The organism is Pseudomonas sp. AC112, from assembly GCF_979253545.1.
In genome coordinates this window covers 4192887-4205902 of sequence record NZ_CEEDCM010000001.1, presented here as the reverse complement: position 1 = coordinate 4205902, position 13016 = coordinate 4192887, and the positions used below count along the sequence as shown (strand labels likewise).

General features: G+C 64.6%; 1 protein-coding gene. It reads right to left on the bottom strand.

What is annotated here, in order from left to right; genetic code table 11:
• Positions 1-96: 96 nt before the first annotated feature.
• Positions 97-12987, bottom strand: a complete 12891-nt coding sequence (locus AC0IYN_RS19410; RefSeq protein WP_471842601.1) for a non-ribosomal peptide synthetase — start codon at positions 12985-12987, stop codon at positions 97-99.
• Between the last annotated feature and the right edge of the window lie 29 nt (positions 12988-13016).

Below are 13016 nucleotides of genomic sequence, written 5' to 3'. Positions count from 1 at the left end.
TGACACCATCGCCGGCAGGCCGGCTCCTACAGTTGGAGTGCGTTTCACCTGTAGGAGCCGGCTTGCCGGCGATGAGGCCCTGACAGACAACGAAGCTTAAAGCCCCTCCAACTCCGCCATCAAATCACTCAACCGGTCCACCTTCTCGGCGCTGATCTCATTCGCCGCCAACCCATCGATGTACTCGGCCAACTCCGCCACCGTGCTGCACTCGAACATCGCCCGCAGCGGTACGTCACGTTGCAGGGTTTTCTGCACCCGCGAGGCAATCTGCGTGGCGAGCAACGAGTGCCCACCCAGCTCGAAGAAGTTGTCCTGCACCCCCACCCTGTCGACTTTCAGCACCTCGGCCCAAATGGCGGCCAGGGTGGTTTCCAGTTCGTTGCGCGGCGCCAGGTAGTCCTGGCTGTGCAACTGGCCGATCTCCAGGGTCGGCAAGGCCTTGCGGTCGAGTTTGCCGTTGGCGTTCAGTGGCAGGCGGTCAAGCCATAGCCAGTGCAGCGGCACCATGTATTCCGGTAGTTCGGCCCGCAGGCGCTGCTTGATGCGGTCCAGGCGCTCGCCGGGGTTCAGCGCTGCATCAGCCGCCACCAGGTAGCCGACCAGGTGCTTGCCATTGACGCCTTCCTGCACGCCCACCGCCGCATCGCGTACTTCCGGTTGTTCGTGCAGGCGCGCTTCGATTTCACCCAGTTCGATGCGGTAGCCGCGAATCTTCACTTGATGGTCGATGCGCCCGACGTACTCCAGCACGCCGTCACTGCGTCGCCGCGCCAGGTCGCCGGTGCGATAGAGACGTTCGCCCGGTGCGCCGAACGGATTCGGCACAAACACCGGGGCGGTGCGCAGCGGATCGCTGACGTAACCGCGACCGACGCCGGTACCGGCGACACACAACTCGCCGACTGCGCCTTGAGGCACCAGCTCCAGCGCCCCATCGAGCAGGTACAAACGGTTGTTGTCGGTCGGTGTGCCAATCGGCAAGTAAGTGCCACGGGTCGACGCCAGGTCGACGCGGTAGAACGCCACATCGTCCGAGCATTCCGCCGGGCCATACGCGTTCACCAGGCCAATCTGGGGGTAGCGCAACAGCCATTGGTGCGCCAGCTCCGGCGGCATGGCTTCACCGGTCGGCAACATCCAGCGCAGGCCGTCCAGGCCAATACGCTCCTGGGCCAACATACCCTGGATCAATGACGGCACGCTCTCCAGCACGGTGATGCCCTGGGCCTGGACATGTTCCAGCAGGCCTTGGGGATCATGGGCGAGGGTGTTCGGCACGATATCTACCCGCGCACCGAACAGCGGCGCGGCGAGGAATTGCCATACGGAAATATCGAAGCTCTGCGAGGCGGTTTGTGCAATCACATCCGCGTCGCTCAAGCCCAGGTACGGCACCTTGCTCAACTGGTTATTGAGCATGCCGCGCTGCTCCACCATCACGCCCTTGGGCAGGCCAGTGGAACCCGAGGTATAGATCACATAGGCGAGGTTGTCCGGGCCGCTGTAGATGCCAGGATTTTCGCCGCGTGCAGGCACTTCTTCCCACACCAGCAACTGGCAGTCGAAGCCTTCCAGCAACCCGATGGCCTGCTCGCGACAGGCCTCGGTGCACACCAGCAACGGTGTGCGGCTCAGGTCGATGATGCTGCGCAGGCGCTGGCTCGGCAGGCCTGGGTCGAGCGGCAGGTAGCCGGCACCGGCCTTGAAGCTGCCGATGATCATGCCCAGCAGGTCGAGGTTGCGTTCGGCCAGCAACGCCACGGGTTGATCCAGGCCGACGCCTGCGCTGATCAGCGCGTGGCCCAGGCCGTTACTGCGGCGGTTAAGTTCGTCATACGTCCATTGCTGATCAAGGCAACTGGCGGCAACCCGCTGAGGATGTGCGGATACCTGGGCCTCGAACAGTTCGACATAGCTACGCTCCAGCGGGTAGTCGTGCTCGCTCTGGTTACAGCCTTCCACCAGGAACCCGCGCTCTTGCTCACCGATCAGCGGCAGGTCGGCCATGTCGCCATGGAAGCCCTGCACCAGCGCCAGCAGCAGGCGCTTGAACTCGCCGAGCATGCCTTGCACTGTGGTCTCGTCGAAGTAGCGCTGGTCGTAGGACAGGTGCAAACCAAGGTCATCACCCGGGTAACACACGGCGGTCAGCGGGAAGTTGGTGTGGGTGCGGCCGGAGTCCGAGGTGGCATTCAGGCTTTGCGCACGGTCCAGCACCGAGACTTCCACCGGGGCATTTTCGAACACGAACAGGCTGTCGAACAGTGGCTGGCCCTTGGGCAATTCGCTGTGCTCCTGGATCGTCACCAGCGGCAGGTATTCGTACTCGCGCAGTTGCATATTGCTGTCGAGCAAGCCGCTCAACCACTGGCGCACGCTGCAACGCTGATCGTCCTCGGGCAGTTTTACCCGCAGCGCGATGCTGTTGATGAACAGGCCGACGGTGCGTTGCATCTCCGGCATGTCCACCGGGCGCCCGGCCACGGTGACACCGAACAACACGTCACGGTCGCCGCTCAAGCGCCGCAGCACCAAGGCCCACGCCGCCTGGGCGAAGGTGTTGACGGTCAGTTGATGAGCCTGGGCCAACTCACGCAATTGCGCACCGTCGCGGGTATCGAGGCGGGTGTAGCAATCGCCCACCACCATGCCGCCGCTGTGGCCCGCGTGTTCACGCAGGAACGGCCGGTCACTCGGGATCGGCGTGGTGCGTTCGAACCCTTGCAGGCTCTGCTGCCACCATTGGCGTGCCTCGTTGAGGTTCTGGCGTTGCAGCCAGGCAATGTAGTCGCGATAACGCGGCGGCGTGGCCAACTGCGCCTCGCGGCCTTCACCCAGGGCCATGTAGATCTCAAAGAAATCATTCATCAGCAACGACCGGCACCAGGCATCGATAAGAATGTGGTGGTTGCTCATCATGAACCAGTAGCGTTCAGCGCCGACGCGGATCAGGCGCAGGTGGAACGGCGCCTGGTTGAGCAGGTCGAAACCGGCTTCGCGCTCTTGCTTGAGCAGCGCTTGCAGACGCGGTTCCTGTTCGCTTTCCGGGTCCTCGCTCCAGTCCAGGTATTCAATCGGCGTGCTGCCCGGTGTGTGGATCACTTGCAGCATGTCTTCGCCGACGTTCCAGCAGAACGAGGCGCGCAAGGCTTCGTGACGGGCGATCACCGCCTGCCAGGCCTGGGCGAAGCGCTCGGGGTCCAGAGCGCTGTTGATACGGTAGCGGTCCTGCATGTAATAGAGGCCGGTGCCCGGTTCCAGCAGGGTATGCAGCAACAGGCCTTCCTGCATCGGTGTCAGCGGGTAGACGTCTTCAATGACGTTGGCCGGTACCGGCAGGCTGTCGAGTTGCGACTGGCTCAGGTGGGCCAGCGGGAAGTCGGACGGTGTAAGGCCACCGGCATCGTCCTGCAGGCAGTGCTGGGTCAGGCTTTTCAGTTCGGCCAGGTACGCCTCGGCCAATTCGCGCACGCTGTGCTGATCGAAGCGCTCACGGCTGAAGGTCCAGCGCAGCACCAGTTCACCGCCGTACACCTGGCTGTCGACGCTCAACTCGTTGGGCAGCGGCGCGTCCGGGTCATGGGCCAGGCCTGCGGACTCGTCCAGCGGGTGGAACAGCGCATCGGCGCCAAAGCTCTGGTCGAACTGGCCCAGGTAGTTGAAGGTGATCTGCGCGCTCGGCAGTGCAGCCATGCGCTGTTTACACAGGTCGTCGGCCAGGTAGCGCAGTACGCCATAGCCCAGGCCTTTATGCGGCACGCCGCGCAGTTGCTCCTTGATCGCCTTGATCGAGTCGCCCTGGGACGCTTGCGGGGTCAGGCGCAGCGGATAGGCACTGGTGAACCAGCCGACACTGCGGGTCAGGTCGATGTCATCGAACAGGGTTTCGCGGCCGTGGCCTTCCAGTTGGATCAGCGCCGACGCGTGGCCGCTCCAGCGGCACAGCACACGAGCCAAGGCGGTCAGCAGCAGGTCGTTGACCTGGGTGCGGTAGGCGCTCGGGGCCTGTTGCAACAACTGGCGGGTGTGCTCGGCATCCAGGCGCAAGCTGACGGTGTCGGCGTCGCAGTTACGCAGCGAACCTTGCGCACGGGGCACTGGCAAGGTCACGTCAGGGCCTGCCAACTGCGCCTGCCACACGCTCAATTCTTCACGCAGGGATTCGCTGCCGGCGTAGGCCTGCAAACGCGCAGCCCAATCGCGCAGGGCGCTGGTCTTGGCCGGCAGGCTGACGGACTGGCCGTCGCTCAGCTGGCGGTAGACCGTTTGCAAATCTTCCAGCAACACGCGCCAGGACACGCCGTCCACCACCAGGTGATGGATCGCGATCAGCAGGCGTTGCTGCCCCTCCGGCCCGTCCACCAGCAAAGCGCGCAGCAGCGGGCCATGCTCCAGGTCGAGGCTGCGTTGGGTGTCGGTGAACAGCGCGGTGCAGTGCGCCATATCACGCACTTGCGCCTGCATCAGCACGCCGCCTTGCGGCACGGCCAGGTGCTCGGCATGCCAGTGCGCGTCACGCCGGGAGAAGCTCAGGCGCAGGGCGTCGTGGTGCTCCAGCACGGCCAGCAGCGCTTGCTCCAGGCGATGAGGCTCCAGCAGTTGCAACGGTTTGAGGACCAGCGCCTGGTTCCAGTGCTGACGCTGTGGAATCTCGGTGTCGAAGAACCAGTGCTGGATCGGCGTGAGGCCCGAAGGCCCGGCCAGTACGCCCTGCTCGGCCGTGACCTGCTCGGAGCGGGTGGCGACGGCAGCCAGGGTTTGCACGGTCTGGTGCTGGAACAGGTCGCGAGGGCTGAAATGAATCCCGGCCTGCCGCGCACGGCTGACCACCTGGATCGACAGGATCGAGTCGCCGCCCAGCTCGAAGAAGTTATCGTCCAGGCCCACCTGCTGCACGTTCAACACGGCGCACCAGATCGCAGCCAGGGTGCTTTCAAGTTCATTGCGTGGCGCCACATATGTTTGGCGGTTTGCCTCAGGATCTGGTTGCGGCAGGGCACGGCGATCAAGCTTGCCGTTGGCTGTCAGCGGCATGCTGTCCAGAACGATCAAGTGCGCGGGCACCATGTAGTCCGGCAGTTGCGCCTTGAGATGGGCCTTCAGCGCGTCACGCAGCGCGCCGTGCTCGGCATCGCTGACCAGGTACGCTACCAGCTGTTTGCCACTCGGCGAATCCAGCGCCAGCACCACCGCTTCGCGCACGGCGTCGTGCTCCAGCAGGCGGGTTTCGATCTCGCCCAGTTCGATGCGGAAACCGCGAATCTTCACTTGATGGTCGATACGCCCCAAGTACTCCACCAGGCCATCGGCGCGCTGGCGCACCAGGTCGCCGGTGCGGTACAGACGCCCACCCTTGCGCGCAAACGGGTCCGCGACAAAACGCTCGGCGGTCATGCCCGGACGCTGGTGATACCCCTGGGCCAGGCCGGCGCCGCCGACGTACAACTCGCCGGTCGCGCCTTGCGGCACCAGGGCCAGGTCGGCGTCGAGAATGTAAGCCACGCGCTGACCGATGATGCTGCCGATCGGCACGCTGGCGGCGCCCTCCTCCAACTGCTCCGGTGCAAGGCTGGCCAGCGGCATCACCACCGTTTCAGTCGGGCCATAGGCATTGAAAAACACCTGCGGCTGGAACGCGGCACGGATGCGCTGCAAGTGTTCGCCGGTGAGCGCTTCGCCGCCGGTGATGCACATACGCACCGGCAAGGTCTGCTGCTGAGTAGCCAACCACTGCGCCAACTGGCTGCCGTAGCTCGGCGTAAAGCCCAGGATGTTGATGTGATGGGTACGGATCAGCGCGCAGATTTCTTCGGCATCCCACTGGCCCTGGGCGCGCAACACCACCTGCGCGCCACTGAGCAGCGGCACCAGCAAACGCTCGGTGGCGGCGTCGAAGTTGATCGAATAGAAGTGCAATTCGCAGTCATCCGGGCGCATGCCAAACCGCTCGATCACCGCTGTGCAATGCATGGCGATTTCCCCGTGGGACACCACCACGCCTTTCGGCTTGCCGGTGGAGCCGGAGGTGTAGATCAAGTACGCCTGGTGTTGCGCCAGGCTGATAAACGGCAGCGCATCAGCCGGGTAGTTGGCGAGCACCGGCAAGTCATCTTCCAGGCACCAGCAGGCCACGCTCGCCGGCAATTCACCGAGCGCTGCGAACATCGCCGCATCGCTGAGCAACAGGCCGATGCCGCTGTCTTCGATCATGTAGTGCAAGCGGTCCAGCGGATATTCAGGGTCCAGCGGCACGTAGGCGCCGCCCGCCTTGAGGATCGCCAGCAGGCCGATGACCATTTCCAGCGAGCGCGGCAGTGCGAGGCCCACCCGCACCTGCGGGCCGACGCCGCGTTCACGCAGCATCCAGGCCAGGCGGTTGGCGCGGGCGTCCAGCTCGCGGTAGCTCAGCGTTTCACCGGCGAAGGTCAGCGCCGGCGCATCGCCACGGGCTGCCGCTTGCTGGCTGAACAGGGGATGGATGCATTGGTCAAGGCGGTGTTCGCCCGCCTCGATGCCCAGGCTGTCCTGCACAGCCCGCTGCTCGGCGGCGCTCAGCAAAGGCAGTTCGCTGAGGCGCTGGTGCGGGTTGGCGATCAAGGCTTCGAGCAGGTTGCGCCAATGTTCGGCCATGCGCGCAATGCGCGGCTCGTCGAACAGGTCGGTGCTGTAGGTCAGGCAGCAACCCAGCCGATGGTCGAGGTCGGTGACTTCCAGGTTGAGGTCGAACTTGGTCGCACGCGCATCGTTGGCCAGGTACTCGACGGTCATGCCGGCCAGTTGGCGGCTCTGCTGGAATTCCCAGCGCTGCACATTGCACATCACCTGGAACAGCGGGTTGTACGCCGCACTGCGCGGTGGCTGCAGGGCTTCCACCAGGTGATCGAACGGCAGGTCCTGATGGGACTGGCCTTCGATCACGGTGTGGCGCACCTGCTCGAACAATTCAGCGACGTTCATCTGCCCAGTGAGCTGGCAACGCAGCACCTGGGTGTTGAGGAAGGCGCCGATCAGCCCTTCGCTTTCCGGGCGAATACGGTTGGCCACGGGCGCACCGATGCGCAGGTCGGTCTGGCCGCTGTAGCGGTAGAGCAACACAGCCAGGGTGGCGGTCATGGTCATGAACAGGGTCAGGCCGCGTTCGGCATTGAAGGCACGTACGCGGGCCGCAAGGTCGTCGCTGAGGTCGAAGCGATACAATTCGCCCTGGTGGCTTTGCACCGGTGGCCGTGGACGGTCGCCGGGCAGTTCCAGCAGCGGGTGTTCATTGCCCAGTTGCGCAGTCCAGTAATCCAATTGGCGCTGACGCTCGCCGGATTCCAGCCACTGGCGCTGCCACACGCTGTAGTCGAGGTATTGCACGGGCAGCGGCGCCAGCGGCGAGTCGCGCTCGTCGATAAAGGCTTCGTACAACGCGCTGAGTTCACGGGCAAATATGTCCATGGCCCAGCCTTCGGTGACGATATGGTGCAGGGTCAGGACCAGGTAGTGTTCCTGCTCGCCGGCCTTGACCAGGCACGCACGCAGCAACGGCCCGGTTTCCAGATTGAATGGCGTGTGCGCCTCGTGATCGGCCAGTTGTTGCAGGCGCGGTTGGCGTTCGGTTTCGCTCAGCGCGGAAAAATCCTGCCAGTCCATGCGCAGTCCTGTTTGCGGCGAAACCTTCTGATAGGCCACACCGTCGACGCTCGGGAACGTCGTGCGCAGCGTTTCGTGGCGCATGATCAGCGCTTGCAACGCCGCCTCGAAACGTCCCACATCCAGAACACCGCGCAAGCGCGCCATGCCGCCGACGTTGTAGGCTGGGCTGTCCGGTTCCATCTGCCACAGGAACCACATGCGCTGCTGGGAATAGGACAGCGGCACCGGCTGGCTGCGGTCGACCTTGGCGATCGCGGTCTGCTGGTTGCGTTGGCCCGACGCCTGGATCAGTGCGACCTGTTCGGCAAATGCCCCCAACTCACTGGCTTCGAACAAAGTGCGCAATGGCAGCTCGACGTCACACGCCTGGCGGGTGCGGGAGATGATTTGCGTGGCCAGCAACGAATGGCCACCGAGGGCGAAGAAGTCATCGCGCAGGCCGATGCCTGGCAGGCCCAGCACTTCGCGCCAGATCGCAGCGATCTGCTGTTGCAGCGGGGTTTCGGGCTCGACATGTTCGCGCACGTGCCACACCGGTTCCGGCAACGCGCGACGGTCCAGCTTGCCGCTGGGGCTCAGGGGCATGCTGTCCAGGCGCATCAGCAGCGCGGGCACCATGTACTCCGGCAGTTCGGCCGCCAGGGCGGTCTTGACCTGTTGTTCGTCCAGCTCGGCAAGGGCGGTGTAGTAGCCAATCAGCTGTGCATCACGCACCAGCACCACGGCGTGGGCGATGCCTTCCAGGGCGAGCATGCGCGCTTCAATTTCTTCCGGCTCCACGCGAAAGCCACGCAGCTTGACCTGCTGGTCGAGACGCCCGAGGTACTCGATCACACCGCTGGCATTCCAACGCGCGCGGTCACCGGTGCGGTACAAGCGTGCGCCTGCTTCACCATAGGGGTCAGCGACAAAACGCTCAGCCGTCAACCCGGCGCGGCCCAGGTAACCCCGGGCCAGGCCAATGCCGCCGATGCACAGTTCACCCGGCACACCCAGTGGCAGCGGGTTGAGCTGTTCATCCAGCACGCGGCAGATCACATTGCCCAGGGGGCGGCCAATCGGCGAGCGCTCGCCGTCTTCGACACGGCAGTGCCAGTGGGTCACGTTGATCGCGGTTTCGGTCGGGCCATAACGGTTGTGCAGTTGCACCGCAGGCAACTGCGTCAGCACGCGGTTGCGCAGTTCGGCGGGCAAGGCTTCACCGCCGGAGAACAGGCGACGCAGGCTGGTGCATTCGGCTACCAACGGTTCGTCGATAAACAACTGCAACAGCGGCGGCACAAAGTGCAGCGTGGTCACGCCGTGCTCCTGCACCAACTGCGCGATGCGATGTGGGTCGCGATGCTCACCAGGGCCAGCCAGCACCAGGCGGCATCCGGTAATCAGTGGCCAGAAGCATTCCCACACCGACACGTCAAAACTGATCGGCGCCTTTTGCATCAACACGTCGGTTTCATTGAGTTGATAAGTGGCCTGCATCCACTGCAAGCGCTCGGCCAGGGCCGCATGGGTGTTGCCCACGCCTTTGGGTTGGCCGGTGGAGCCGGAGGTGTAGATCACGTAGGCCAGGTTATCGCCGTGCAGGTGCAGGCCGGGCGGTTGGGTGGGCCAGCTGTCGAGGTGCAGGCTGTCCATCGCAATCACGCACACGCCTTCGGCGCTCGGTACCTGTTCCAGCAATGCGGTCTGGGTCAGCAGCAGGTGGACGCCACTGTCCTTGAGCATGTAGGCCAGGCGCTCGGCGGGGTAATCCGGGTCCAGCGGCACATAGGCGCCACCGGCCTTGATGATCGCCAGCAGGCCGATCAGCAGTTGCGGCGAACGCTCGGCGGCGATGGCCACGCACACGTCCGGGCCGACGCCTTTATCGCGCAGGTAGTGGGCCAGGCGGTTGGCCTGGGTGTGCAGTTGGGCAAAGGTCAGGCTACCACCGTCCCAGACCAGCGCAGTGGCGTCCGAGGTCTGCTGGTTGAGCAGCTCCGGCAGCCACTGCTGGGCTGGCGCGCAGGGTGCTTCGCTGTAAAGCGCCTGTTCGTCGTGCTGCATCAGCGCAAGGTCGCCGATGGCTTGCTGGGGCTGCTCGCAGACGGCGTGCAACAGGTTGATGTAGTGCTCGGCCAGGCGCTGGATGGTCGCAGTTTCGAACAGCTCATCGGCGTAGTCGAACGACAGGCTCAAGCGCCCGTTGCGGTCTTCTTCGGTGTGCAGCTGCAAGTCGAACTTGGCTTCACGGCTGTGCCATGGCAGTTCATCCGCAAGCATGCCCGGCAGGCGCCGCAACGCACTCAAATCGCGCTGCTGGTGGTTGAACATGACCTGGAACAGGCCCTGTTCGCGGGCTTGTGGGAAGGCTTCCAGCAGTTGCTCGAAGGGCAGGTCCTGATGGGCCTGGGCGCCCAGTGCCGTCTGGCGCGTCGCGGCCAACAGTTCGCTGAACGGCAAACGCCCGTCCAGCTCGGCACGCATGACCTGCGTGTTGATGAAGAAGCCGACCAGGCCTTGGGTTTCCTGGCGCGGACGGTTGGCGTTGGGCACGCCAATGCGGATATCACGCTGGCCGCTGTAGCGGTAGAGCAGGCTTTGGAAGGCCGCCAGCAACAGCATGAAGGGCGTGGATTCGTGGGCTTGGGCGGTCTGGCGAATCGCTTGGCTGAGGCTCACGCCAAGGCGCACGGTGTGGCGTGAGGCGGTATGACGGTGGTGCGCCGAACGCGGGTGGTCGGTGGCGAGGCTCAGGCTTGGATGCTCTTCACCCAGCTGCGCTTTCCAGTACGTCAGTTGGCGCTGGCCTTCGCCCTCGGCCAGCCATTGGCGCTGCCAACTGCCGTAGTCGGCGTATTGCAGGGCCAGGGGTGGTAATTCCAGGGGTTGGCCCTGGACAGCGGCGGCGTAGAGGCGCGAGAACTCGTCGATGAGAACGTTGAGCGACCAGCCGTCGGCGATGATGTGGTGCAGCGTCACCAGCAGTTGGTGATCCTCATCGTCCAGGCGCACCAGCGTCACCCACAGCAGCGGGCCTTTTTCCAGGTCGAACTGGGTGCGCGCTTCGTCCTCGCGGATCTGTTGCGCACGGGCTTCGCGTTCGGCCGCTGGCAGGTCACTGAGGTCGATGACTTGCAGCTCGAACTCCACCTTGGTATCGATGCGCTGGACAGCCTGGCCGTCTCTTTCGTAGAAGCGCGTACGCAGCGCTTCGTGGCGCTGGATCAGTTGCTGGAAGCTGGCGCGCACGGCGTCTTCATCCAGCTCGCCGCGCAGGCGCAGGGCACCGGGGATGGTGTAGGCGCTGCTGTGCGGGTCCAGTTGCCAGGTGATCCACAGGCGGTTCTGCGCCAGGGATTGGGGCAATTCATCCTGGCGTGACAGGCTGTGGATTACGCCCTGGGCCACGCCACCGTCCTGTTGCAGGTGCGCGACATTCGCGGCAAAACCCTGCAGGGTCGGCGCCTCGAACAGCAGGCGCAGGTTCAGCTCCAGGCCGAGGGTTTCGCGCAGGCGTGCGACCACTTGGGTGGCGGTGATGGAGTTGCCGCCGAGCAGGAAGAAGTGGTCGTCGGCGGCCACTGTTGCCACCTGCAGTTGCTCGCACCAGATTGCGGCGATCTGCTGTTGTAGCTCAGATTGCAGCGCGCCATCGCTCGCGGGCGCCTGCAGATCGGGGAACTGTGCATAGCGGTCGAGGCTGCCATCCGCATGGCGAAGTGCGCACGCCGCACGTTGCACCTTGCCGCTGGAGGTCTTCGGCAAGGCACCGGGGTTGAGCAGCACCACCACGCTGGGCGCCTCTTGGTAAGCCTCGGCCACGGCTTGGCGGATCGCCTTGATCAGCGCTTCGGGCGGCAGGATTTTCTGCACGCTGCGGCTGATTTCGGCGGCAATACCAATGCCTTCCAGCCCCTTGTCGCTCACCGCAAATGCGGCGACCCGGCCTTTACGCACCACTTCGACTTCGCGTTCGATGGTCTGCTCGATGTCCTGGGGGTACAGGTTGTGGCCGCGCACGATCAGCAGGTCTTTGAGGCGGCCGGTGATGTACACCTCACCATCACGGATAAAACCCAGGTCGCCGGTGCGCAGCCAGGTACGGCCAGCATGTTGCACGAAGGTCTTGGCGGTGGCTTCGGGGTTGCGCCAGTAGCCATGGGCGATGCTCGGGCCGCTGGCCCAGAGTTCGCCGACGCTGCTGTCGGGCAGTTCGGTGAGGGTCTGTGGATCGGCAATCAGTACCGCATGCTCGGGCTGGCGGGTGCCGCAGCTCATGACCGCACTGCCCTGCCCCGGCTCAGCGCGGTTGGCGGCCAAGGCCTGCTCGTCGACGCGCAACGCGGCAATACCCTGGCCCCGGGTGCCGCCGGCGACAAAAAGGGTCGCCTCGGCCAGGCCGTAGGAGGCGAAGAAATTGTTCGGGGTAAAACCACAGGTGGCGAACTTCTCGGCAAAGCGTTCCAGGGTGTCGAGGCGGATCGGTTCGGACCCGGAATAGGCCACGCGCCATTGGCTCAGGTCCAGGCGCTCCAGGGCCGAGTCGCTGACCCGTTCACTGCACAGGCGATAGGCGAAATCCGGACCACCGCTGATGGTGCCGCCGTACTCGCTGATCGCTTCAAGCCAGCGCAACGGCCGGCCGAGGAAGTAGGCTGGCGACATCAACACGCACGGCACACCACTGAAGATCGGTTGCAGCAGGCCGCCGATCAGGCCCATGTCGTGGTACAGCGGCAGCCAGCTGACGATCACGTCATCCGGGTTCAGGTCGATGCCGAAACCACGGCGGATCAGCACTTCGTTGGCCACCAGGTTGCCGTGGCTGACCTGCACGCCCTTGGGCAGCGCGGTGGAGCCGGAGGTGTATTGCAGGAAAGCGATGTCGTCGGGGTGCAGGTCGGGGGCGATCCAGTTGCCACCGCTCTCCAGGCTATCGACGCTTAATATCGGCGGCGCGTTGTCGATCTGCGACAAGCCGTCGGCGAGGCTGGCGATGGTCAACAGCAGGCGCGGCTCGGCGTCGCTGATGATCGATAGCAGGCGCTCCTGATGGTGACGCCGCGTGGACTCCGGCGGGTAGGCCGGCACCGCAATAACCCCGGCGTACAGGCAACCAAAGAACGCCGTGACGTAATCCGGGCCACTGGGGAACAACAGCACCGCACGGTCACCCTGCTCGGCATTGGCTTGCAGCGCAGCGGCGATGGTGCGGGCGCGCTGGTCTAGGTCGCGGTAGCTGAGTACCACGCTGTGCTCGGCAGACTCGGCGAGGAAGCGCAGGGCGACCTGATCCGGGGTTTGCGCGGCACGACGCTGAAGGGACTGGACCAGGGTGCGGGGAAGTTCGAAGGCGTCCATCATGGGGTTCCTGCCTGAAATCGGCTTACGGG